Below are 24,961 nucleotides of genomic sequence, written 5' to 3' on the forward strand. Positions count from 1 at the left end.
AAAGAAAAAAGAGGCTGTCTGTGTAGGCAGCCTCTTTTTATATATTCAAAAAAATAAAAGCAGATCATAAGCCGGATTCTGTAACTTTATTAATAAAGCTCCTTATCATTTATCTAGATTAACAATTACTTGTTAACTCCAACCGCCTACCCTCCGACATCGGGCGCGCAACCCTTAAAAGTCGGTATACATGACGTTGCACCATATAGAGTTTACCTGATTTCACTACAGCATTACCTGTACATTCTTTCTGTTGCACTTGTCCTCGTCTTTCGACGGACGGGCGTTACCCGCTATACTGCGCTATGGTGTCCGGACTTTCCTCTCTTCTGAAGCATCAGAACAGCGATAAGGTGATCTGCATGGCGCAAAAATAGTATAATTACATAAAATCAGACGACGATCCTGTAAATCTTTATGCAAAATACCAACACTGTTAATAACTCGCTAGAAAATATAGTGTGCTAAATTTATTTTTTGCAATCAATTTTTAACTTTGTAGCGATGGAACACTTTATAGTATCAGCACGTAAATACAGACCCCAAACATTTAAGGATGTTGTGGGGCAACAGGCTATAACCAATACGCTACTAAATGCTATAGACAATAACCATTTGGCACAAGCTCTACTATTTACAGGTCCGAGAGGAGTTGGAAAAACTTCTTGTGCCCGAATTCTGGCAAAAACAATTAATCAGGATGGTAATGAAAATCCGGATGAAGATTTTGCCTTTAATATTTTCGAGCTAGATGCTGCTTCTAACAACTCTGTAGATGATATACGAAGTCTTATAGACCAGGTTCGTATTCCTCCTCAGGTTGGAAAATATAAAGTATATATCATTGATGAGGTACATATGTTATCTCAGGCTGCTTTTAATGCTTTTCTAAAAACTCTGGAGGAACCTCCTAAACATGCTATTTTTATTTTAGCTACAACAGAAAAGCATAAAATAATTCCTACCATTCTATCCCGGTGTCAAATATTTGATTTCAAAAGAATCACAGTTACTGATGCTAAGATGCATTTAATGGAAGTAGCAAAAAGAGAAGGAATCGAAGCAGATGAAGATGCTTTGCAGATAATTGCTCAAAAAGCAGATGGTGCTATGAGAGATGCATTATCTATTTTTGACAGAGTCGTCAGTTTTAGTGGAAAAAACCTCACCAGACAAGCGGTAACTGAAAACCTGAATGTTTTAGACTACGAAACTTATTTCAAAGTTACTGATCTTATCCTTTCTAATGATATTCCTAACCTACTACTAACATTCAATCATATTTTATCTCAGGGATTTGACGGGCATCATTTTATTGCCGGTTTAGCTTCTCACTTCAGAGATTTATTAGTTTGCAAAAATCCAGCTACCATTCAATTATTAGAAGTAGGAGAACAAACCAAAGCTAAATATCAGGAACAATCACAAAAAGCTCCTCACCCCTTTTTGATTCGAGGAATTGATCTTGCCAATGATTGTGATTTAAAATATAAATCGAGTAGAAATCAACGATTGCTCGTAGAATTATGCCTCATGCAATTAGCCTCTATCTTGAACCCTCAGGATGGAGAAAAAAAAAATACGTAGGAACCAGCCATATATAATTCCTCCTTCTTTTTTCAGAAATGGGGAAATAGAAAAAAGTTCATCTACAGCAAAACAGAAAGCGGATCCTGAGCACACCACCACTGCACCTTCTACAGAAAATAAAGTTTCTTCTGAGGACAGTACCGAAGTAAAAACAGTTTCTCCTCCAACACCTGAAATAAAAGTTCCATTACTAAACAGAAAAGACAGAAAATCATCCGGGCTTTCTCTTAACAGTATCCGACAAAAAAAGGAACATATCCTTAATAAGCAAGAAGAGGTAATTGACCCGAGTAACCTTCCATATGAAGATTTCACAGAAGAAGAAATGATTAAATGCTGGAAACATTATGGTCAATTACAAGATAAAAAAGGAGAACGAATCGTCGGGTCTATGTTCGCTATGAATACGCCAACTTTACAAGGGAAAGAAATACACCTTACACTTCCGAACTATTCTATGAAGGAAGATCTCGAAGCTGCTCAATCTGGATTATTGCAGTATCTTTACAAAAAACTAAGAAATTACAGTATCGAATTAATTATAACAGTAAATGAAGCTGAGGCAAAAAGATATGCTTTTACACCTCAGGACAAATACGAAAAACTACGAGAAAAGAATCCATTGATTGATAAATTGAGATCCATATTTGATCTTGATATTTAATCTTTTCTCACGCACACTTTCCGATCTGTATCCATATAAAAAAGAAAAGAATGTTAGGTTTAAAACTTCCAACAGACCCCAGATGGGTTAACATTGTAGAAAAAAACATTGAGGAAATTCTTACTGATCATGCTTTTTGTGAACAAAAAGCCACTTCTACAGCAATATCACTAATTGTCAGTTTCCCAGAATACACAGAACTTGTCCAGGAAATGGTAAAACTGGTAAAAGAAGAAATTAGTCATTTTCAGATGGTGCATGACAGAATCCTGGAAAGAGGACTTGTTCTAGGCAGAGACCGAAAAGACGATTATGTTATTCAATTGCTGAAATTTTTCCCCAAAGGAGGCAGCCGGACTACCCAGCTTGTTCACAGACTTCTTTATGCAGCTCTTATAGAAGCTAGAAGCTGTGAGCGTTTCAGGTTATTATCAAAAAAACTAGAAGATAAAGAGCTCCGTGAATTCTATAAGAAGCTAATGGTTAGTGAAGCAAACCACTATACTATGTTTTTGAATTTTGCTCGAAAATATGGTGATCGTACTGAAGTAGATAAAAAATGGCAGGATCTTCTTACGTATGAAGCAGAAATCATGAAGAACCTAGGAACTAAAGAAACGGTCCACGGTTAACCTACATGAAGTAGTGTTTGTTGATACTCTATTGAAATAAAAAAAGGCTACCGATTGGTAGCCTCTTCCATTCTTTAAGAAAAGAATAAATTAACACGCATAAGAATACGTTACAGAGGAATAAAAGCAGATACTTTATAGAATTCATCCCAATCACCTATATCAGTATCCAGGTTTGCCCCTGCCGAAAGTCTAAATGCGATGCCTTTATCAAATTTAAGCTTTACAGATCCTCCAAAGAATCTATAAATCTGTAAATCATCTGCATTATTTTCCTGATTTGTTATCCCTAAGGATTCATAAAAAGCGCCCAATACTAAACGATCACTAACGTTGATCCCAGGGGCTAACCAGTGAAGAAAATAATCTTTTGTGTTGATCGATGACTTATCTCTTAATGATTTATAATATGCGACATACCCTTCAAAGTCCAGTAGTCCTTTGTTATATGCCATATATACATTAGGGATAATCCCCTCTCCAACTTGTGTTGCCTTATTATCTGAAAAGAATTTACCATGTCCAAATCCAATACTAGGATTCAAAAACATATGGTTATCCAATAACTTAAAACCTAATCCGATACCAGTTTCTAGTAATAAATCACTTCCTGCATCCGGATTACCAAAAGACGTGTTTGTCCAAAAAACACTATAAATAGTAATATCAAAATTCTTATTGGTTTCAAAACTTCCAAAAAAGATAGGAGAAAAACCTGCAACACTATTCTGGATAATTTTTGTAGCGAACGTTGCTTTTTTCTTTTCTTTCTTTTCCTGAGCGTATGAACAAAAAGTAAATAGTGTTAATGTGATGATTAAAATCTTTTTCATGATTAGTTTTTATTTATAATTAAATTTTAATGGTTTAAAAAAATGTTTGTGATTTATACTTAATAAGAAGTATTGCTTACTGGGCTTTTACCAAAACTTGGTGTTCTTTTCTCTATAAAAGCTTGCATTCCTTCTTTTTGATCTTCTGTAGCAAATAATGCATGAAAGACTCTCCTTTCATACAGGATTCCTTCTCTAAGCCCCATTTCCAGTGCTCTGTCAACAGCTTCTTTGGCAATCATAACAGAGGTTTTACTATATGAAGCAATATTATCTGCGATCGATTTTACTTCTTCTAGCAAGGTTTCCTTGGGAAAAATCTTAGCAACCAGACCTGCACTTTCTGCTTCTTCTGCTCCCATCATTCTTCCTGTTAAGATCATATCCATTGCTTTTGCTTTGCCAATAGATTTTGTAAGACGCTGCGTTCCTCCAATACCAGGAATTACTCCCAGCTTAATTTCCGGTTGTCCAAATTTGGCAGAATCTGATGCATATATAATATCACACATCATGGCTAACTCACATCCTCCACCTAAGGCATATCCGGAAACAGCTGCAATTTTTGGAGTTCGGATTGCAGTAAACTGCTCCCATCCGGCGAAATAATCTTCATGAAACATATCCAGGTATGTTTTTGTATTCATTTCTTTTATATCTGCTCCTGCCGCAAATGCTTTTTCTGATCCTGTAACAACAAAACAACCTACTTCTGGATCTTTGTCATATTGTTGCATTACTGCAACTAATTCATTCATCAAAGGAGTATTCAAAGCATTCAATGCTTGGGGTCTGTCCAGTGTAATAATGACCACCCTCCTTTCTTTTTCTACTTTTATATTCATTTTTATTTTTTTTATGCATAGCAATCCCAGGGTACGTTAGATAGATACCTGTCGCAATTACTTATGCTATTATTTATTCTTTTATTTGGATTTTTTCGAGCTGCTTCTCGATAGGAAAATCGACGATTTGTTTAGTAAAAGAAATCTCTTGATTTATGAATCCCAAATAGCTCCATAAGCAGGGATTCCTCTACTCTCCATTCCGTAAACTACTTGCCAGGTCAGTTTCTTATTCGATATACATATAACTGCTTCTGCTCCAAAGTCTTTATATGCTTTATACGCTAATTTGACCATATCTGGTTTTCCTTCAGTATCTGTATTCCAGATAATAGCATCCGGCTGTACTTCCAGAATTTCATCAACTAATTCATTTCCATAGGTCTTTCTTGGGTTTCTGGTAGCCCATACCAATCGAGATGGAACTTCTTGAGAAAGCATATGTGGTAAACAAGGTCCTATTCCACTCCCTGTTGCAACCCATACTACTTTTTTGAATAATTGATCTATATTTCCAACTCCTGCGGTGGTAATTCCTTTTACCCATACATGTTCTGGTAAATCATCAATTAGATCTCCTGTCCAGTCACCTGCTCTGGAAATAGTTAATCTAAAACCATCTCTCCCTGGTTCCGGTACATTCGCAAAAGCGTGCCATTCCATTAATGGACTTCTACTAATTGTAGTTGATGAACCTGCAAAAGGAGTTGTTCCATAATTAAATCGTGCCAATACGACATGATTAGAAGGTCTCGTCATATCTACTTTTACCTTTTTTAATCGCAACCAAGGCAACGCAATACTTACTGTAATTACGACTAATAACCAAAAGCTATACGAATCTACAACAGCCTGAAATATTGTTTGCTCTTCTGCATTGACTCCGAGAAAAACCAGTGTTTGTACCCAGAATAAAAATAAGGCAGACCATCCTCCAAAGCGATGTACTTGTTCAAAACTATTATGGAATTTAGCACGTAATTTTGGTAATGCCATGATGATAATGAATACAAGTAAGGCAGATAATGTAGTTGTCACCCATAATAACGGAATACTCTTAGCTACCTGACTGGCTCCATTAAAAAACTCATAATACAGAGAACCTACAAATAGGATAAACCATAATGTACCACTAACTGTTCCTCCGATATGCAATCCTCCAAAGTGATATACTTTTCCGGCTCTTCTACGAATGGAAAGCGGCCAGGAAGTAGGAATACTGGTAGCAACCCAGAACAAAAAGTTGATAATGTATTGCTGCCGCATGAGAATTCCTATCGTAAAATTGGTAATTGCCATTTTAGACAGTAGATCCAATCGAAGGGCTTCAGGGTTCCACCAATCTCCGGAGGTAGCTCCATAAATTATGATCCCGATATTCACCAAAAATGCCAAAACCATCAACCTGTAATAATGCATTAAAGTTTCTCCCTTCCATGCTCTTTTCCAGGCATTTTGTTGCGGAGGCAATTCTACTAAAGAAAGATCGGGGATACTTTCTTCTTTGTATTTTTTCTCAGTATGTACGTTATTCTTTACTTCGGTAATCACCTCTGGTTTTTTAGTTGAATTTATTACTGTATTTTCTTTATTATTTTCTATTTGTTTCAACAATAGACGCTTGTCTATTTTTCCTCTTCCGGTTTTTGGGAGTTCATCCATAGGAATAACAATTTCCGGGACACAATAGTAAGGCAGGGCTCCTGCGACTTCTTTCTTTACTGCCTCTATATCCATTTCTTTCGGACTAACAAAAGAAGCTAGTGTACGGTTATCAACCTTCAGGGTTACCGCCCGCTTACATTCAGGCATTTTTTCTATTATTGAGGATACTGAATCTAATTCTACTCTAAATCCACATATTTTTACCTGATCGTCTGTTCTCCCAAAATGCTCTAACTCTCCATCAGAAGTCCATTTTCCAAGATCTCGTGTTCTAAACATTTTTCGTCCATTTCCTAAAAAAGGATCATCTGCATATCTTGTCTTATTCAATTCCTCATTATTAATATATCCTGCAGATACACAATCTCCTCCTGCCCACATTTCTCCAATTTCGCCAATAGCGCATGGTTTCATGTTTTCATCCAGGATATACACTGTATTATTAGGAGTTGGTTTCCCTATAGATAAGACATCATCTGTAGGAAAAAAGCGTTGTGCAGTATTAATAATAGTCACTTCAGTAGGTCCGCATGAATTATAAAAAGCACAAAATGCACTCCATTTTTCGGCAAGAACTCTTGGACACGGTTCTCCTGCTACTGCGGCTACGCGAACATTTTTGCAAAGCGATACATCTAAAGAACTCAATATTGTTGGGGTAGAAATTACAATATCTACTTTACTCACCGTTTCCTGGATGTTTTTTCCTCTGATTACCAGAGTAGCTCCATTTCCTAAACACCCTAGAATCTCCCATACAGACATATCAAAGGCGATACTTAAAATTTGTCCTACTTTAAGCCCTGGTCTCATGCCTAAATTTCCCGGATCTGTTAAAAGTATATTACATGCATTTTTATGTGTCACCAGTACTCCATTAGGCATACCTGTCGTTCCTGAGGTAAAAATGATGTAACAAACATGATCTCCGGAAACTTCTATATCAGGGTTTTGATACGATTTCTTTTTTGTCTTTGCAGATTTCAAAAACGTATCTATTACAATTTGCACCCCGTTTTCTTGTTTGGGAACCAAATGCTGAAACTCTGATATTGTTAGTATACATTGGATGGAAGCTGAGTCCATTACATATCGTAATTGTTCTTCCGGGGCGACTCCTATATGCTGGGGAGCATAGGCTGCTCCAACTTTAAGAGTTGCCAAAATCCCTACAAGCATAGGAATAGAACGCTGAACAAAAACCCCTACGTTATCTCCTGGTTTTACTCCTTTGTCAATTAATTCCGCCGCAAGCATATTCGCCTGATTGTTCAAATCTTCATAGGTGATTTCCTGATCCTTATGTGCCGCAGCAATTGCTGTAGGGTTTGCTAACACCTGAGCTTCAAATGCATGGTGCATACACCTATAAGGAACTTGTGTAATCGGTCCTTGTCCAAATCTTTGAAAAAGATGTTGATCTAATAAACTTAAATGAGAAATTGTTGAACGCGAAAAAGTATTACCGGGAATTTTGGATAAAATACCCTGGTTTTCGTGTACTCCTGCTCCAGAAGTAACACGAGATGTAATCGTTTCCATATCGTATAGATTGAAAAACTGATTACATTAAACTGAATACGATGTTTACAATTGTTTTTTCTAAAAGAGAATTTGGTTTTTTCTCTTTGTCATAAGCCGTTCTTAAGTTTGAGTTTGTGTGGTTCATAATGTCGTGATAGTTTTTTTAGTATTGTTTTAAACTTATTTACATAAGCCAAACTTAGATTGACATTACTTTTTTTAATATAAAATTTCTAACAATACAAGAATTTTATATTTCATATGCAGACTACAAAAATAAAGTTAAAAAGTATTAAGATTATGGTAAAACCTTATTTAAACTCATAAAAAATTATGGAAAATTAAATTTTTACACTCTAAAAAAATAATATTAACAATAAAAAAAAGTTATAATTCTATAATTGTAATACATAGGGTTCAAAAAATTATGGAATTATTTAACGTGCTTATAACTAAAGGAAGCTATAAGTCCAGCACTTATAGTGAGAATGAAATCATTAATAATAAGGAAAGAGCTTCGAACAAACTATACCTTATAAAAGAAGGAGCTGTAAAAATAAGTTTACTTACAGAAAAGGGAGAAGAAATCATCCCTGTCCTTCTTAATAAGAGTCAGATATTTGGAGTTAATGCATTGTTTGGAGATCGATATTCTTCATTTACTTCGGAATCAATTAATAATAATACGACCATCTACATGTTTGATATTAATACGATCTATGAGATGGTTACTGAAGACAGTAATCTTCAGAATGATTTATTACATATATTAAAAGAAGAGTACAATGAAATTGAAAATAGGATACGAGTATTAATTATACGATCTGCTTATCAAAGATTGGTTCAGGTATTAATAGAATTAAAAGACAAATTCGGCTATCAGTGTCCTTATACGAATAATGTAATCATTAATTCTCCTTTCAATCAGGATGACCTTGCTAACTATATGAGGATTTCAAGGGTTACTGCAAACAACATTATCAATAAATTAAAAGAAAAATCACTGTTGCAATATCGCAAAAAGCAAATTATCCTTACTAAGCGCTTTTTGACGAATCACAAGCCTTGTTTTAGAGCATAAAAAAAGCACTATTTCGTAGTGAAATAGTGCTTCTTATATCTTATTATACCTCTCAATTACATTCTATATCCTAATGCAATTTGGAACACTTGATTATTTCCTTCGAAGGTAAGTCCTCCTTTGTCATCAAATACATCAGATAATCCATGAATATATCGCAGGTCTACAAAAATATTTTCTGTTACATTCACCCCAATACCACCAACGGCAGAGAAATCAAAGGTCTTATAGTTATCATTGTTTTCCCATTCCCATATTTTTATCCCTGCTAATGGTCCTGCCTGAATATTCAAAAACTCAGTAATATTATATTTCAATAGCAATGGCATATTGATATAATTAAGTTGTAAACGTTCATCTTTGTTACCCTGAGATGAATATTGTAATTCTGGCTGAAAGCTCAATTTACCTTTTAAAGGGAAATCTGCTAAAAAACCGACTACAACCCCTACTCTGCCATCTTCCAGGTTTTCAGGAAGCTCACTGGAGTTTATTGAACTAACATTAACCCCCATCCGTATTCCATAACTTGACTCTTGCGCATACGTCGTTATTAACCCAAAGATTAAAAACAAAAACATACTACATATTCGTTTATTCATAATTGTATTTTTACTGGTTAGTTTAGATTCTACTAAGAAACGATGATTTAAGTTAAGAAAATAATTTAAACTATGAAAAAAAGTAATCGAAATCGACCAACGGTACCTTTTTAGTTTTTAATGCTTTTCATCTTCTCAAAATGAAGTGTACGAATAATCCCATCTGACAATCCTATTTTTGGAACATACACCTGAGCTGCTCCACTCCATTTCATTGCCGATAAATAAATTTGAGCTGCCGGTACAATTACATCGGCTCTATCCTGATTAAGATTCAGGGTTCTTATTCGTTCTTCATAGGTCATTGATTTCAATAATTTATAATATGAACTGAGGTATAAAAACGATAGTGGTTTCCCATTACTCTTTCCACTATTCTTAAAAATATTATTGATATTTCCCCCTGATCCTATTAATGATATCTCATCAAACGATGCTGTATATTGTGTTATCCAGGTGGCTACTTCCTTCCATACCTCTTCACTTACCAAATTGTTTAACAGACGAATCGTTCCTAACTTGAATGATTTGGAAGCCACTGTTTTTCCTTCAAAATACACTGTAAACTCGGTACTTCCTCCTCCTACATCTACATATAGGTATGCTCCTTCTGAACTTATTAAATCTTTTAGTTCAGTCATCGCTATGATAGCCGCTTCTTCTTTGCCATCAATAATGTCAATATGAATTCCTGTCTTTTCTTTGATCGCTGCTACGACTTCTTTTCCATTAACTGCTTCTCTCATCGCCGAAGTTGCACAAGCTTTATAGGCTGCTACTTTATGTGTTTTCATCAATAAATGATACGCCATCATTGTATCAATCATTCTGTCTATATTTTCATCAGATACTTTTTTGGTAGAAAACACATCTGCTCCCAAACGAATAGGGACTCTTACTAAACTTATTTTTTTAAATTTAGGCTCTTTTCCTTCCTCCTCCTTGACACTATTAATCAATAATCTCACGGCATTAGAACCTATATCGATGGCTCCATATTTTTCTATAGTCAACAAAATACTTATTTTCCTAATTTTTCTAAATAATAATCATATGTCGCAATCTGCGATCTTACTTTTACTTTATCGTTTCTAATATATGCATTATCCTGCTGTTCATAAAGTTTTCTCGCTTTTACATTATCATCCCAGCATATTGAAAAAGAATCCATAAGTTCTTTTTTGATATCTTCATCATAGATAGGACATGCTATTTCTACCCTACGATCTAAATTCCGGGTCATCCAGTCTGCAGAAGATATATATACTTTGGTTTCCTCATCATTATCAAAAACATACAACCTAGAATGTTCCAGAAATTTATCTACTACACTAATTGCTCGTATATTCTCGCTCATACCTTCTACTCCTGGAACCAAACAACATATTCCCCGAACAATAATATCAATTTTTACACCTGCATTACTTGCTTCGTATAGCTTATCAATCATATCATAATCACTCAAGCTATTTAATTTGAGCTTTATCCCTGCTTTTTTTCCTTCTCTGGCGTGTCTGATTTCTTTATTGATCAGCTTATATAAGGAAGATCTCGTGTAATGGGGAGAAACTAAAATGTGTTTATATCTATTTACTTTGTAATTAATTTCAAAAAACTTGAAAACTTTATTGACATCCTTCAGGATACCTTCATGTGCTGTAAATAACGTATAATCAGTATAGAGTTTAGCAGTAGATTCATTAAAGTTTCCTGTACTTATAAATCCATATCGTTTTAATTTTCCTTTCTCTTCTCTTTCTATAATACATACTTTGCAATGTACTTTTAATCCTTTTATACCAAATATAATATCTACTCCTGCCCGTTGCATTTGCTCTGCGTATCTGATATTAGCTTCTTCATCAAACCGAGCCTGTAATTCTATTTGAACAATGACATTTTTCCCATTTTTTGCAGCATTAATCAAAGCACTGGCTATATGTGATATATTAGCTAATCGATAAATGGTAATCTTAATTGTTTTAACCTTGGGGTCAATTGCTGACTCCCGTAAGAATTTAATCGTGTAAAAAAAAGTGTGATATGGCGTATATTGTAAATAGTCTTTTTTTGCAATTTTATCCAGTAAACTTCCTTGCAAACTTAGTCCAGGGATTTCTATCGGAGGTAATTTTTTATAGAGTAATTCTTGCTTATTCAAATCCGGAAAACTCATATAATCACGCCGGTTGTGATATCTTCCTCCCGGAATGATACTATCTGTACTCCCAATCCCCATTTTATTCATTAGAAATTGTAACGTGTCTTTATCTATATTTTTATCATAGACAAAACGAACCGGTTCCCCATCTAACCGGGATTTAACACTACTGGATATTTTCTGAATAAAACTTTTTCTAAGATCATTATCAAAATCCAATTGAGCATCTCTGGTTATTTTGATCATATGAGAAGTAGCTTTGCTATAATCGAAGATACTAAAGTTTATATGCAGGCAATATCGGATCAAATCATCAAGCATGATAATATACTGTTTCCCATCTTTTTCAGGAAAAACGACAAAACGATCTATATTCTTAGGGATTTCTATAAGTGCATATATTTTCTCCTGTGTTTTTTGGTTAAGGATTTTAGAAATCTTCCCTTCTTTAGGTATTTTTTCTTTAAGAACAAGTTTTACTGCCAAATAAGCTACACTATCTTTGAGATGAGGAAATTCATCCAGATCATTCAAAATATATGTTACTAATGCGGGGCTTACCGTATTGACAAAATAATGACGGATATATCCATCTTGTCCCGCAGCTACTTCATTTTCATTAATGATATAAATATTATGCGCCTTAAGCTTTTCTTTAATTATTTCAATAGTACGAAGGCTTTCTGCCTGTTGTTTTATTACTCGTTTTGTTATTTGATCTAACAGTTCTTTTGCTGTAATTCCTTTTAATACATTTTTACCATCTTTTCCTGCCTGGTCAATTCTTTTTATTGTAGCGTATCGAACTTTAAAAAACTCATCAAGATTATTAGAAAAGATACCTATAAACCGTAATCGTTCAATCAAAGGGACACTCTCATCTGCTGCTTCCTGAAGTACTCTGGCATTAAATTGCAACCAACTTAATTCTCTATTTATGTATTGATTCTCGATATTTTCTTGCATTATTTGCGTATTTGAGGTATTATCTTAAGTGTTTTGGAAAAACAGAAAGTAAGATGTTTCCTACATCAATTTTTCCCCATTGGTCGACATCAAACTCTATTCCCACAACCCCTGCTGTTGGCAGGTTATCAATCATTTGACTTCCAAGAAGGTTAACAAGCGAGGTTAATGCATGATTATGTCCAAAGATAATTAATGAAGTTACCTCATTATCACATTCCTTAATTACTTTCATCACTTGTGCTCCATTAAAATCATATAACTCCGGAACAAAATGCACTTGTTCATCTTTAATTTTTAGGTAAGGAGTTATAATTTCTGCAGTTTGTTTTGCTCTCGTCGCTGTGCTACAAAGTACTCTATCTACCATTTTTACAGTAGTTTCCAGCTTTTCTCCAATACGTTTAGCATCTTTAAGCCCCCTACTGTTTAATGGTCTTTTGTGATCCTCCAAGTCAAATTCCCAAGAAGATTTTGCATGTCTTATCAAATATAAGGTTTTCATCACTCCACATATTTAAAATTACTTCTTTTACTCTTATTAACTACAAGTTTAATAATTAGGAATTACAATTCTTAGTTTTAATTGACAAAAAATTATTTTTTGCTATTTCTTTTCTCTTATAAAAAATTATAACTGTTTTAACAAAAAACTGATAAAGAAATCAAAAATAAATCATAAAAAACTGATTGTAAGACACCTAAACACCTAAATCCTTTCATCGATTAAAAACAATAGTACATCGAAAAACTTACTTTTTCTTATAAATATCGCTCTTTTAGGTCTAAATTTGAATATGGTTTTCCCTTATAACAAAGGATGTTTACCCCAGTAGAAATTTCACATGTTCACGTTGTAGATCTTAGGGTAGCGAATGTAAAACAGGAAAAAGAGGAAAAGATGTCAAAAATTACGATTCCCCAAAATACGATAACCTACTTCATATATTCCCTTATATGCGTATTGTGCTGTAATCAGGTTTTTTCTCAGGTGGAAGTTCCTTTGGAAAAAAGAACTGAATTTACACTAAAAGGAGATATGACCTTTGTTTCTAATACGATTCTTGGTAAGGTTTCCAATGATGATGGATCTGGAGTTTTTAACCCTAATAAAAGTTACAATAACGGAGGATTAAACAATCAATTCCGAATGGGGTTTATAGATATTGATAATGATGCCTCTACTTTTAATTCCAGTAGTGCTGATCTTATTTTAAGTTCTGAATGTGCAAAAATCAAACATGTTGGTTTATACTGGACTGCTGCATACGCTGATAAAAACAGAGAGCACGATATTTCTTCTATAAAAATAAAATACCCGGGACATACGGCGTATAGCACGGTCTCCAACGGACAGGTCATCTATGATTATTACCAAGATGAAAAATCTATCTTCAAACAGTATTCTTGTTATAAAGATATTACTAAAGAGGTTTTATCCTTACAAAGCCCTATTGGGACATATACTGTAGCTAATATTCCTGCTACAACTACCGAAAAAAATAATGACAAGGCTTTAGGAAATGGTCTTGCTGGTGGGTGGACTATGATTGTTATTTATGAAGATAATTCAAAACAAAGAAAGCGTTTCTATATATATGATGGTTTTGTGAATATTGACGCCAAAGCAAAACCTGTTTCTTTTTCTTTTGATAATTTCCAAACAATCCCAAAAGGAGCCGTTAACAGCCGTATAGGTGTGATTTCTTATGAAGGAGACAAAGGAATAAAAGGAGATCGTTTCCAGGTTCTTTCACACGCGACTGGTAAATATAAGAGTTTGGTAGATGGAAGCAATCCTATGAATAACTTCTTTAATGCGAATATTACTGAAAATGGAAAAAATATAAAAAGCAGAGTCCCTGCCAGCGAAAACACTCTGGGATACGATGCTGATATTTTTGATATAAAAAATTCAAAAAACAGTATTATTGGTAATAATCAATCCAAAGCTGGTTTTAGACTTCTTACTGATAATGACGGGTATTCTGTTATGGCTGTTGCATTTAGTATAGAAATCTACGAACCTGCCATCCATATGGTAAAAAGATCTCGACACACTGCCAGTAATGAATTTATTTATCCAACAGATGAGTTATCTCCCAATCAAGAAATTACATATAGTCTAACGATTCATAATGATGGAAATGACAATGCTAAGAATACAATCATTAAAGATATTCTTCCAGAGAATGTTTCTTTTGTAAAAGGATCTCTTACATTACCTTCTAAAAGAATTAAATTTTCCTATAATGATGTTTCCAAAAATCTTACCTTCAGAGTACCTGATAAGATGCTAAAAATGACCAGTGATCCATTTGAGATCACTTATAAAGTAAGATTGAACACGGATTGTAGTAATCTAATTTCTATTGATGATCTGACAGTAACTGATCAACCTGTTATTGCAGAGTTTAATGGCTCTTTAAATGATACGAAACGATATTCTAAAGGATACAACTATATAAATAAGTGTAATCTTCCTGATTATTATCAATTTAATCTAGCTATTGATATTAGAGATCTAAATTGTCCTAACGCTATATCTCTGGCGAATCTGCCTAAGAAAAATATTCAGAAGAATTATGCTGCTATCACCGGTGGCTCCAGCGATCAGTCAAATAACACCTCTGACATCACCGAAAATTCAGGAGATGGTTTGGACGAAAAAGATATTACTAACGATAGTAATACTTCTTCTACTGCATTGAAATCACCTGTAAAATACGCTCAAAACTCTAAAACAATCAATGAACTAATTGATTTAAAAGAGATTTATTTTGATTTTGATAAGTGGGACATTACTGAAAAAGCTGCTACAGAATTAGACAGGATAGTTACCGTAATGACGAAACGATTCCCTGATATGATTATCAAAATAGAGACTCATTCTGACAGTAGAGGAAACAAAGACTATAATCTTATTCTCTCTCAAAAAAGAGCCGAATCAATCTATAATTATTTGATCAATACGGAAATTTCTAAAGATCGTATTATTTCTTACAGAGGATATGGAGAAAATAAGCCTACCAATAATTGTGGAGATGGACAGCATTGCTCTGAGGAAGAGTATCAAAAAAACAGAAGGTCTGAATTCGTTATCGTAGAAAACATTGATAAAACAAACAAAGGAATATCAGGGAGATAATCTATCAATTTTCCAATCATTACCATCTTTTGAAAACAAAATTCGATCGTGCAATCTATTTGGTCTTCCCTGCCAAAATTCATAAGATACAGGCATAACACAATACCCACCCCAATAAGGTGGCTTAGGTAATTCTTCAACACCATCAAATTGTTTTTCGAATTCCCGCAGCTTTTTCTCCAGGTATTCACCGGATTTAATCTTATCACTTTGGTCAGATGCCCAGGCTCCTAATTGACTTCCCCTTGGTCTGCTTCTATAGTACGCTGTACTTTTTTCTTCTGTAGTCTTTTGCACAACTCCCTTGATAATTACCTGTCGTTCTAAATTTGGCCAAAAAAAGGATAAACATACCTGATTGTTTTTAGCCATCGCTTTTCCTTTTTCAGAATTGTAATTTGTATAAAAGACAAACCCTTCTTCATCATACTGTTTTAACAAAACAATTCTTGCCTTAGGAAAACCGTCCAGACCAATAGTTGTTATTGTCATAGCATTTGCTTCTTCTACTCCACCTGCCGATTCAACCTCTTTAAACCATTGTTCAAAAAGTAATAATGGAGTGTCTGGAATATCTTTCTCTAAAAGGTATCCTTTTTCATAAGATCGACGATAGTTAGTTAAATCTCTGTTCATATCAGTTACAGCTTACTGTCTTTACATTAATAGTTAACGAATCAAAACTCAAACTCTTTTCCATCTTCAGCCACTTCTACATTTTCAAATATCTCCTTAGCTTCTTCTTTAAAAAGTTCTACTGAATCATATCGAGTAGAGTAATGTCCTAATATTAACGTCCCTATTGACGCTTTTTTTGCAATAGTCGCTGCTTCCTTAGCAGAACTATGCCCGGTTCTCTCACACAGGTGCTTATGCTTTTCTAAAAAAGTAGATTCGTGATATAAAGCAGTCACCTGATTGAGTAATGGAACTTTCTTTTCATCATACTTCGTATCACTACAGAACGCATAACTCTTTATAGGAGTCGGATCTGTCGTCAACTCTTCATTAGCTATCACCCTGCCATCATCCATTACAACATCTTTTCCTTTTTTTATGGAATTATAATAGGCTTTATCAATATCGTAATTAAGCACTTTACTCAAAATCAATTTTCGATCTCCCGGTTTTTCTTTAAACAAAAAACCATTACAGTATACCCGATGTTGTAATGGTATTGTAGAAACTTCAATCCGTTCATCTTCCATAATCAATTCCGATTCAAGACTGGATAATTCATGAAAATGCAATGGGTAATCTGTCCATGAATCTGACAGCTTTAATTGCAATGTAATAATCTCTTTTATCCCTTTCGGACCATAAATATGCAGAGGAGCTTCTCTTCCAAGCATTTTGAATGTCGATACAAGACCTACCAATCCATAAAAGTGGTCTCCATGCAAATGAGAAATAAAAACATGTTTAATCCTGGAGAACTTTATTTTCTTTTTACGTAATTCTACCTGAGTTCCTTCGCCACAATCAATAAGAAAGATATGATTTCCTATTTCCAACACCTGAGATGTCGGGTTCGAAAATGTTCTTGGGGTGGCTGAATAACAACCAAGTATTGTCAGTTTCAATGGTTAAGTTCTTATGTATTTATAATTACTCGGTATTATATAGAACTTATTCTTCAAAGGAGGCTAATAAATTCATATATCGTTCTACCGATGTTTTTCTATATCCTGTAACACCTAAAACATTTCCTTCTTCATTCAACACCAACATAACAGGAAATCGCATTCGTTTGTTATATCGCTCTGCCAGTTTAAAATTTTTTTCTTCTTGTTTTTCTGATAATCGATTTTTTTTCTTTTTTGGGAAATCTGCCTTCACCATTATAAAATGTTTATCTGCAAACGTCAAAAAATTTTCATCACTAAGCACACGTCTCTCCAACTTAATACATGGGGGACACCAATCTGATCCCGTAAAGAGAAGAAAGATTTTCTTGTTATTTTCTTTCGCCAGATCTTTTGCTTGTTCTATATCATAATACCATTCTTGAGCTATTGTGGTGGAATAGCCAAAGAAAAGCAAGCTTAAGAGAAATACTATTTTTTTCATAGTAAATAAGACGATAAATACTCAAGAACATTACAAATATTAGAAATCCAAATCTCTTTCTATTTCTTCCATTTCTATCAAATCATGTGCTTCTTGCACTGTAGGAACAACCGTTATCTCTTCAGGAACCTCATTATAAGACACCTTATCTGTAACAATAACAAACGATCGATTAGATGCTCTGTGCTTATTAGAAATTCTTAAAAACTCTGTAATATCAGCCAATGATATTTCATTTATAGAAAATAGGTTAATGATTACATTGTCATTTTTAAAAGAATCATATTTTTTCTCTACTCCTTCTACAAACTCGACTACTTTTAATTTTTCCTGAGTTATTATTGTGGTAGTACCATTTTTATCAAAAATCATACTTTACTGTTTAATCTTAGACGCTAATAGATAAATCACAGCCATTCTCACTGCAACTCCATTCTGTACCTGATCCAATATAATGGCCTGATCCGAATCAGCAACATCAGTCGTGATTTCTACTCCACGATTGATGGGTCCTGGGTGCATTATTACAATCTCTTTATCCAGACTATTCAGGAGTTCTTTTGTTACTCCGAATTGCTGTGTATATTCTCTGGTTGATGGGAAATAACTAATTTCCATTCGTTCATTTTGTACACGTAGCATATTAGCCACATCACACCATTCCAGTGCTTTTCTAAGGTCTGTCTCTACTGTTACCCCTAATTTTTCAATATATTTCGGGATTAATGTCTTAGGACCACATACTTTCACTTCTGCACCTTGAAGTTTTAAAGCAAAAATATTAGAAAGTGCTACTCTCGAGTGCAAAATATCTCCTACAATTACTACTTTTTTCCCTCCTACTCCTCCTAATTTCTCCCGAATGGAGTAAGAGTCTAACAATGCTTGTGTAGGATGTTCATGTGCTCCATCTCCTGCATTCACAATACTAGCATTCACATGTTTTGATAAAAATATTCCCGCTCCAGGATTTGGATGTCTCATGACCACCATATCCACTTTCATTGATAAAATATTATTAACGGTATCAATTAAGGTTTCTCCTTTTTTTACAGAAGAAGAAGCTGCGGAAAAATTAATCACATCTGCCGATAATCTCTTTTCTGCTAATTCAAAAGATAATCTGGTTCTTGTACTATTCTCAAAAAATAAATTTGCAATAGTTATATCTCGTAGTGAGGGAACTTTTTTAATAGGACGATTTATAACTTCCTTGAAATGATCTGCTGTTTTGAAGATCAGTTCTATATCTTCCTTAGTTATGTATTTTATTCCCAGTAAGTGATCTACACTTAATTCACTCATTTTCTTTTATTGTTTTCGACAATAAATGATATTATTCATTCATTATCACTTATAAAAATAACCTTTTTCTTTCTTTAATTCAACAATAACTTTCTATTAACAAGGAAGCTATCATTTATTCATTAACCAGATAAACGGCATCTTCTTCTTTATCTTCTCCCCAAAAAACCTTTACTTTTTCCTGGTTAATGGCATCGACTTGTCTACCTCTATAATTAGGTTGTATTGGTAAATGTCGGCTAAATCTCCTGTCAATAAGTGTCAGTAGTTCTATCTCTTCTGGTCTCCCAAAAGACTGTATTGCTGTTAATGCAGCTCGTATACTACGACCTGTGTACAATACATCATCTATAAACACTACCTGTTTTCCTTCTACTACAAAACTTATATCTGTTTTATTTGCTTCCAGCGGTTTTTCTCCTCTTCTAAAATCATCGCGATAAAAGGTAATATCCAGGTACCCTAATTTCACATCAGGTACCTTGTACTCTTCTTTTAGAATATTTTTAATCCTATTGGCCAGAAAAGCCCCTCTAGGCTGAATTCCTATTAAAACAGTATTTGAGAAGTTCGTATGATTTTCGATTAATTGACAAGCCAATCGATGTAGAATGATGTCTACCTCTTTTGCACTAAGTAGTAGTTTTTGACTCATAATCTCCAAATAGATATTTGGTATACAAAAGTAAGGAAAATTTAGGATTAAACGACCCTGAGAAGTTGTTTTAGTCTCATATATTTCCTAGTTAACTGATTATAAAATCATTCAATAAAAAAAAGGTCACTCTTACGAGTGACCTTTTGGTATCTATAAAGAAAACTAAGATTAGTTTCCTCCTTTTTCCATTTTTGCTTTAAGATCTGCTAACGCATCGATATCTCCAAGTGTAGTCTTCTCAGAAGCACTACTTGCTGCTTTCTTCGCTGCTTGTTTAACGATCTTCGCTTCTTCTGCCTTAAATAAAGCTGTGTGAGATGCTACCACTCTCTTGAATTCTTTGCTGAATTCAATGATTTGGAATTCTGCTTCTTCACCTTTAACAAGTTTGCTTCCATCTTCTTTTTCTAAGTGACGAGAAGGCACAAAAGCAACGATGTTATCGTTAAAGTCAATTGTAGCTCCTTTATCAACGATGTCTGCAATCTTAGCAGTATGCTTAGTTCCTACAGCAAATTCCGCTTCATACTGATCCCATGGGTTATCCTCTACTTGCTTATGCCCAAGGCTCAACTTACGTCCTTCAACATCTAACTCAAGAACAACAACCTCTAACTTATCTCCAACATTCGTGAAGTCTGATGGGTGCTTGATTTTCTTAGTCCAAGAAAGATCAGAGATATAGATTAATCCGTCAATTCCTTCTTCTAATTCTACAAATACTCCAAAGTTAGTAAAGTTACGAACCACTCCTGTATGCTTAGATCCCACAGGATACTTAGCAGTAATATCAGTCCATGGATCTGGAGTTAACTGCTTAATTCCAAGAGACATTTTTCTTTCGTCTCTATCTAATGTAAGCACTACAGCTTCTACTTCATCTCCTACTTTTACAAAGTCCTGAGCTGAACGCAGGTGTGTAGACCAAGACATTTCTGATACGTGGATCAATCCTTCTACTCCTTCTTCTACTTCGATAAATGCACCGTAATCTGCGATTACTACTACTTTACCTTTTACTTTATTTCCGATAGTAAGATCTTTATCTAACGCTTCCCATGGGTGCGCTTTCAATTGCTTAAGACCTAACTGAATACGTGTCTTAGCCTCATCAAAGTCTAAGATTACTACGTTTAATTTCTGATCTAATTCAACGATCTCATTAGGATGATTAATTCTTGACCAAGAAAGATCTGTGATATGAATAAGTCCATCAACTCCTCCAAGATCAACAAATACACCGTAAGAAGTTACGTTTTTCACAACTCCTTCTAATACCTGACCTTTTTCTAATTGACCGATAATTTCTTTCTTTTGCTCTTCGATATCCGCTTCGATCAATGCTTTATGAGATACAACTACGTTTTTAAATTCGTGGTTGATTTTCACAACTTTGAATTCCATAGTTTTTCCTACATATGCATCATAATCACGGATAGGCTTTACATCAATCTGAGAACCTGGTAAGAATGCTTCGATTCCGAATACATCAACGATCATTCCTCCTTTTGTTCTACACTTCACAAAACCATTAACGATTTCACCTGTATCATGTGCATTATTTACTCGTTCCCAAGCCTTAATTACACGTGCTTTACGGTGAGATAATATCAACTGACCTGTAGCGTCTTCACGTACATCAATTAATACTTCTACTTTATCCCCAACTTTAAGATCAGGGTTGTAACGGAATTCGTTTAGTGAAATTACTCCTTCACTTTTTGCATTAATATCAATAATAGCATCACGATCTGTAATATTAATTACAGTTCCTTCTACTACTTCATCATTTAATGTATCAACGAAGTTCTCTGCTACTAATTTCTCAAACTCTTCAAGCTCAGCAGTATCCACTACATCGATTCCTTCTTTGTAGTTATGCCAATCAAATTCTTTTAAAAATTGCTCTGGGTTTGATTCTTTTAGAGATACTACAGGTGCATCAGCATTCTGTGCATCTACATTTTTTGTTTCTTCAGACATTGAAGATTAAATTTGTATTCTGTACATACCTGAGAATTAACACGGAAGCTATACAGAAGCGTTATTAAAATAAATTAGTACCTTTTTAGAATTCTCTTAACCGCCTAAAAGGAGTGCAAAAGTACAATATAATTTATTACAAAGCAAAAGATTAGCTACGAACCCATCAACTCGATCTAGTATTTTACAATTTCGAATTCACTTCGCCTGTTTACCTGATGCTCTTCTTCTGAGCAATCTCCTCCACAATCAATTAATGGTTGTGATTCTCCCATCCCTAAAAACTTCATTCTTCTGGCATTGACATATCCCTCTAATGCCAAATAGTTTCTGGTAGATTCTGCTCTTTTTTCTGATAACACCTGATTATAGGAATCACTTCCTCTATTATCTGTATGAGAAATAATTTTGATGTATACACTTTTGTACTTATCTAGTTTTTTTGCAAAATCATCCAGTACTTTTTTAGAATCTTGTCTGATATTCCACTTGTTATAATCAAAATATATAGGCGGTAAGTCGAAATACAATTTCCCGTTTCGTTCTACAACCGGAGGTCCTGTCTTATCTTTTAATAACTTTTCTCTGATATCCCCTCCTTTTGGAGCTGTTTTTTTAGGAGGGATCTCTTTTTTAGGAATTGACACAGCAATCTCCTCCTCTTTTTTCTTTGGTTCCTTTCTTATTTTATCCAGATAGATCACATATATCTCTTCATTTTTTTCTTTTATAGAAAATGTTTTTTGTCTAGGTTCATACCCTTCTGAAGAAGCAGACAAATCGTATTTCCCCGGAAGGATTTTTCTAAAAAAAGTAGCGACTGAATCCAATTGATTTTCATAGATCTTATTTCCCCGGTCATCTTCTAATTTTACATCAGCATTTGGGATATATTCTTCTGTAGCAAAATCCCGTACTTCGAACTGAGCAATATACTCCCTGAGAAAAATTTCTCCTGTTTGAACAAACTCATATATATCATCTCCTGTCTTTTTTCTATTAGAAGCAAAAAAACCTTCAGTTTCATTGTAATAAGTAATTGAAAAATCATCATAACTCGAATTCAATGGAGCTCCCAGATTCACAGGCTGCACAAATCCATCTTTTTTCTTTTCACAAACAAAAATATCCAGCATTCCTAATCCCAAATGTCCATCAGAAGAAAAGAATAGATTCCCTTTACGATCGATAAAAGGAAACTGATCCCTATGGGCTGTATTTATTTTTGATCCTAAATTAATCGGAGGACCATAATCTCCACCTGGGTTAATCTCTACATAGTAAATATCAAACCCTCCAAACCCTCCGGGCATATTAGATGAAAAATACAACCGATTCTCCTCCTGATTCAATGCCGGGTGCTCTATAGAATAACTTACATCATTAAACAACAACTTTTTAGGAGCACTCCATTCTCCATCTTCCTGAAGTTCTGCTTTATATAAATGAACCGCATTATTATTAAGACTGTCGAATTTTTTCTTTCCTTTTTCAGAATTGCTTTTAGAAAAATACAGTGTTTTCATATCCCTGGAGAACGTAAAATTACCTTCGTGTAATTTAGTATTAATCACATCTGATATCCCCACTGCTTCTTCTATTGGCTGTTTGTTTTCATCCAGTTTAATCTTATAAATATCCAAAAAGGACCGGTGTGTCCACAAAAATTTTCGATCTCCGATGCTACTTGGTTTTCTGTCCGAAGTAAAGTAAATTAAGCTATCTATCTTCACTGCTCCAAACTCAGAAGCATCTGAATTAAATGTCACAGGTTCTACTGTATAATCATCTTCTTTCAATTTGAAATTCTCAATTATTTCTATCGCATCATTCTTATTAAACTTTTCTTCCTTATTCTTCTTATACAATGTCAAAAAAGTTACTGCTTTTTCATATTTCCCCATCGCTGATAATACCTGATACATCATAAAATTATACTTATTGTCATAATTTTTATCTGCATTATAAAACCGCCCTGTGACAAGATTTTTCAGATAACGATATGCTTTTTTGAACTGAAATGTATTATAGTATGAGGTCGAAATATTTCCTAACACCTCTTTGGAATAACCTTCTTTATTTAATTCTTCTTCATACTGAATTGCAGCATTGATAAAATCTCCTTTTTCAAAAAAGCGATCCGCTCTTGTTTTCTTTTGCGAAAAAGAAAAACCGGAAATCAATAATAATAGTATGAGTATTTTTTTGCTTTTCATCTGTTTGTTTTTTTGTTTAAGAGAATCAGATGGTATGACATGATTATCTCTTTTATATGTGATAAAACCTTTAATCATGTTTTTATTTTTTGATTTAGAAAAACCTTGGTGACGTATATTTATTACTAAAATTAAGAAGGTCAAAATTATACAATAAGATGATCTCGTGACTCCCATTATTATAACCACTTAAATCACTTGTACTAAAATCGTATGAATATCCTACTTTAAGACTTTCCGTCAAGTTAAACCCTGCAAGAGCAATAAACGAATCATTATACCGGTATGAGATTCCTAATTCTAATTTGTTATATAGTAACGAATTTGCAGACACATCAAATGTCATAGGGGAATCCAATACTTGTTTTATCACTACAGATGGCTTTAAACGAACATCACTAGACACATCAAATACATATCCTCCTACTGCATAGATATGTGCTTTGGACTTGGACACACTTATATCTCCTACGCTAACATTATTAGGTAATAAATTAGGGGAAGAAATTCCTGCATAAAAATTAGTATCAAATACAAATAATCCAGCTCCAATCGTTAATTCTAATTCTCCTTGATTTCCTGAAAATGCAGGATCAGAAATCACATCAGACCTGGATGGATCTATCTTAAAGCTATTAATCCCTGCTTTTAACCCATAAGATAACTTTACAGTTTCGGATAATTGAGTTATATATGCAAAATCAGCATTAAAGAAATTATTATTAACCCGTATAGCATCTCCTACTCTATCATTTACATAATTAATACTTATTTCTATTTTTGAAGTTAATGGTATACGACCAAAAACATTTGCTGTTTGAGGAGATCCTTCTATTCCTGTCCATTGTTTTCTATACAATAGTCCGGTAGATATCAGACCAGCCTGATTTGTTACATATGCCGGGTTCACTGTGCTCATGTTATACATATACTGAGAATACTGTGGCTCTTGCTGTCCATGTATCACCATCGTATATGCCACCGCTATAAAAAAGATTACTATTTTATACTTCATCAT

19 protein-coding genes, 1 other RNA gene and 1 pseudogene are annotated in these 24,961 nt (G+C 34.2%); 4 read left to right on the plus strand and 17 right to left on the minus strand.

Going from position 1 to position 24,961, the window contains the following annotated elements; all coding sequences use genetic code 11:
- Positions 1 to 52: 52 nt before the first annotated feature.
- Positions 53 to 365, minus strand: an RNA gene (gene rnpB, locus ACFSTE_RS19245) — RNase P RNA component class A.
- 139 nt (positions 366 to 504) lie between these two features.
- Between rnpB and ACFSTE_RS19250 the strand changes: the two are divergent.
- Both ACFSTE_RS19250 and miaE read left to right on the plus strand, forming a co-directional pair.
- A pseudogene (locus tag ACFSTE_RS19250) lies at positions 505 to 2,254 on the plus strand (DNA polymerase III subunit gamma/tau).
- A gap of 50 nt (positions 2,255 to 2,304) precedes the next feature.
- Positions 2,305 to 2,886, plus strand: coding sequence for a tRNA-(ms[2]io[6]A)-hydroxylase (gene miaE, locus ACFSTE_RS19255; RefSeq protein ID WP_176030044.1), 582 nt, complete (start codon positions 2,305 to 2,307; stop codon positions 2,884 to 2,886).
- Positions 2,887 to 2,996: 110 nt separating this feature from the next.
- Here the strand turns inward: miaE and ACFSTE_RS19260 are convergent, their stop codons facing one another.
- From ACFSTE_RS19260 to ACFSTE_RS19270, 3 genes are all read right to left on the minus strand, one after another.
- Positions 2,997 to 3,719, minus strand: a complete 723-nt coding sequence (locus ACFSTE_RS19260) for a DUF6733 family protein (protein WP_176030043.1) — start codon at positions 3,717 to 3,719, stop codon at positions 2,997 to 2,999.
- Positions 3,720 to 3,778: 59 nt separating this feature from the next.
- Positions 3,779 to 4,564, minus strand: coding sequence for an enoyl-CoA hydratase (locus ACFSTE_RS19265; protein ID WP_176030042.1), 786 nt, complete (start codon positions 4,562 to 4,564; stop codon positions 3,779 to 3,781).
- 153 nt (positions 4,565 to 4,717) lie between these two features.
- Complete coding sequence (locus tag ACFSTE_RS19270) at positions 4,718 to 7,771, minus strand: amino acid adenylation domain-containing protein (RefSeq protein ID WP_378255175.1); 3,054 nt, start codon at positions 7,769 to 7,771, stop codon at positions 4,718 to 4,720.
- A gap of 409 nt (positions 7,772 to 8,180) precedes the next feature.
- On the opposite strand from ACFSTE_RS19270, the gene ACFSTE_RS19275 reads away from it, so the two are divergent.
- Positions 8,181 to 8,834, plus strand: coding sequence for a Crp/Fnr family transcriptional regulator (locus tag ACFSTE_RS19275; protein ID WP_176030041.1), 654 nt, complete (start codon positions 8,181 to 8,183; stop codon positions 8,832 to 8,834).
- Between the two features lie 56 nt (positions 8,835 to 8,890).
- On the opposite strand, the gene ACFSTE_RS19280 is transcribed toward ACFSTE_RS19275, so the two are convergent.
- From ACFSTE_RS19280 to ACFSTE_RS19295, 4 genes are all read right to left on the minus strand, one after another.
- Entirely contained in the window at positions 8,891 to 9,436 is a 546-nt protein-coding gene (locus tag ACFSTE_RS19280; protein WP_176030040.1) for a porin family protein, read from the minus strand.
- A gap of 110 nt (positions 9,437 to 9,546) precedes the next feature.
- On the minus strand, positions 9,547 to 10,452 hold the full coding sequence (locus ACFSTE_RS19285; RefSeq protein ID WP_378255176.1) for a Ppx/GppA phosphatase family protein: 906 nt from the start codon (positions 10,450 to 10,452) through the stop codon (positions 9,547 to 9,549).
- A gap of 5 nt (positions 10,453 to 10,457) precedes the next feature.
- On the minus strand, positions 10,458 to 12,563 hold the full coding sequence (gene ppk1, locus ACFSTE_RS19290; RefSeq protein WP_176030038.1) for a polyphosphate kinase 1: 2,106 nt from the start codon (positions 12,561 to 12,563) through the stop codon (positions 10,458 to 10,460).
- Positions 12,564 to 12,582: 19 nt separating this feature from the next.
- Positions 12,583 to 13,068 carry a SixA phosphatase family protein gene (locus ACFSTE_RS19295; protein ID WP_378255177.1) on the minus strand — a complete coding sequence of 162 codons (486 nt, stop codon included), beginning with the start codon at positions 13,066 to 13,068 and terminating at the stop codon, positions 12,583 to 12,585.
- A gap of 396 nt (positions 13,069 to 13,464) precedes the next feature.
- On the opposite strand from ACFSTE_RS19295, the gene ACFSTE_RS19300 reads away from it, so the two are divergent.
- The gene (locus ACFSTE_RS19300) at positions 13,465 to 15,711 is read left to right on the plus strand and encodes an OmpA family protein (protein ID WP_378255178.1); all 2,247 of its coding nucleotides are present in this window, start codon (positions 13,465 to 13,467) and stop codon (positions 15,709 to 15,711) included.
- Here the strand turns inward: ACFSTE_RS19300 and pdxH are convergent.
- The 9 genes from pdxH to ACFSTE_RS19345 all read right to left on the minus strand — a co-directional run bounded on the left by pdxH (position 15,700) and on the right by ACFSTE_RS19345 (position 24,961).
- Complete coding sequence (gene pdxH / locus ACFSTE_RS19305; protein ID WP_378255179.1) at positions 15,700 to 16,347, minus strand: pyridoxamine 5'-phosphate oxidase; 648 nt, start codon at positions 16,345 to 16,347, stop codon at positions 15,700 to 15,702. The genes ACFSTE_RS19300 and pdxH overlap by 12 nt on opposite strands.
- 41 nt (positions 16,348 to 16,388) lie before the next feature.
- Positions 16,389 to 17,294, minus strand: coding sequence for a ribonuclease Z (locus ACFSTE_RS19310; RefSeq protein WP_176030034.1), 906 nt, complete (start codon positions 17,292 to 17,294; stop codon positions 16,389 to 16,391).
- Positions 17,295 to 17,340: 46 nt separating this feature from the next.
- Positions 17,341 to 17,781, minus strand: a complete 441-nt coding sequence (locus tag ACFSTE_RS19315) for a thioredoxin family protein (protein ID WP_176030033.1) — start codon at positions 17,779 to 17,781, stop codon at positions 17,341 to 17,343.
- Positions 17,782 to 17,820: 39 nt separating this feature from the next.
- On the minus strand, positions 17,821 to 18,153 hold the full coding sequence (locus ACFSTE_RS19320; protein ID WP_176030032.1) for a ribonuclease Z: 333 nt from the start codon (positions 18,151 to 18,153) through the stop codon (positions 17,821 to 17,823).
- A 3-nt stretch (positions 18,154 to 18,156) separates the two neighbouring features.
- A complete protein-coding gene (locus ACFSTE_RS19325) occupies positions 18,157 to 19,086 on the minus strand; it encodes an aspartate carbamoyltransferase catalytic subunit (RefSeq protein WP_176030031.1) in 930 nt (309 codons plus the stop codon).
- Positions 19,087 to 19,201: 115 nt separating this feature from the next.
- Entirely contained in the window at positions 19,202 to 19,741 is a 540-nt protein-coding gene (gene pyrR / locus ACFSTE_RS19330; RefSeq protein WP_378255181.1) for a bifunctional pyr operon transcriptional regulator/uracil phosphoribosyltransferase PyrR, read from the minus strand.
- A gap of 171 nt (positions 19,742 to 19,912) precedes the next feature.
- On the minus strand, positions 19,913 to 21,727 hold the full coding sequence (rpsA, locus tag ACFSTE_RS19335) for a 30S ribosomal protein S1 (protein WP_176030029.1): 1,815 nt from the start codon (positions 21,725 to 21,727) through the stop codon (positions 19,913 to 19,915).
- 176 nt (positions 21,728 to 21,903) lie between these two features.
- Complete coding sequence (locus tag ACFSTE_RS19340) at positions 21,904 to 23,943, minus strand: OmpA family protein (protein WP_378298345.1); 2,040 nt, start codon at positions 23,941 to 23,943, stop codon at positions 21,904 to 21,906.
- Between the two features lie 94 nt (positions 23,944 to 24,037).
- Positions 24,038 to 24,961, minus strand: a complete 924-nt coding sequence (locus tag ACFSTE_RS19345) for a PorP/SprF family type IX secretion system membrane protein (protein WP_378255185.1) — start codon at positions 24,959 to 24,961, stop codon at positions 24,038 to 24,040.

It is taken from the genome of Aquimarina hainanensis, assembly GCF_042684685.1.
In the GTDB taxonomy this organism is placed as follows: domain Bacteria; phylum Bacteroidota; class Bacteroidia; order Flavobacteriales; family Flavobacteriaceae; genus Aquimarina; species Aquimarina hainanensis.

Coding starts and splice junctions, on each gene's coding strand:
- miaE (WP_176030044.1), top strand. CDS start 2,305: ATGTTAGGTTTAAAACTTCCAACAGACCCCAGATGGGTTAACATTGTA.
- ACFSTE_RS19260 (WP_176030043.1), bottom strand. CDS start 3,719: ATGAAAAAGATTTTAATCATCACATTAACACTATTTACTTTTTGTTCA.
- ACFSTE_RS19265 (WP_176030042.1), bottom strand. CDS start 4,564: ATGAATATAAAAGTAGAAAAAGAAAGGAGGGTGGTCATTATTACACTG.
- ACFSTE_RS19270 (WP_378255175.1), bottom strand. CDS start 7,771: ATGGAAACGATTACATCTCGTGTTACTTCTGGAGCAGGAGTACACGAA.
- ACFSTE_RS19275 (WP_176030041.1), top strand. CDS start 8,181: ATGGAATTATTTAACGTGCTTATAACTAAAGGAAGCTATAAGTCCAGC.
- ACFSTE_RS19280 (WP_176030040.1), bottom strand. CDS start 9,436: ATGAATAAACGAATATGTAGTATGTTTTTGTTTTTAATCTTTGGGTTA.
- ppk1 (WP_176030038.1), bottom strand. CDS start 12,563: ATGCAAGAAAATATCGAGAATCAATACATAAATAGAGAATTAAGTTGG.
- ACFSTE_RS19295 (WP_378255177.1), bottom strand. CDS start 13,068: ATGAAAACCTTATATTTGATAAGACATGCAAAATCTTCTTGGGAATTT.
- ACFSTE_RS19300 (WP_378255178.1), top strand. CDS start 13,465: ATGTCAAAAATTACGATTCCCCAAAATACGATAACCTACTTCATATAT.
- pdxH (WP_378255179.1), bottom strand. CDS start 16,347: ATGAACAGAGATTTAACTAACTATCGTCGATCTTATGAAAAAGGATAC.
- ACFSTE_RS19315 (WP_176030033.1), bottom strand. CDS start 17,781: ATGAAAAAAATAGTATTTCTCTTAAGCTTGCTTTTCTTTGGCTATTCC.
- ACFSTE_RS19320 (WP_176030032.1), bottom strand. CDS start 18,153: ATGATTTTTGATAAAAATGGTACTACCACAATAATAACTCAGGAAAAA.
- ACFSTE_RS19325 (WP_176030031.1), bottom strand. CDS start 19,086: ATGAGTGAATTAAGTGTAGATCACTTACTGGGAATAAAATACATAACT.
- pyrR (WP_378255181.1), bottom strand. CDS start 19,741: ATGAGTCAAAAACTACTACTTAGTGCAAAAGAGGTAGACATCATTCTA.
- rpsA (WP_176030029.1), bottom strand. CDS start 21,727: ATGTCTGAAGAAACAAAAAATGTAGATGCACAGAATGCTGATGCACCT.
- ACFSTE_RS19340 (WP_378298345.1), bottom strand. CDS start 23,943: ATGAAAAGCAAAAAAATACTCATACTATTATTATTGATTTCCGGTTTT.
- ACFSTE_RS19345 (WP_378255185.1), bottom strand. CDS start 24,961: ATGATGAAGTATAAAATAGTAATCTTTTTTATAGCGGTGGCATATACG.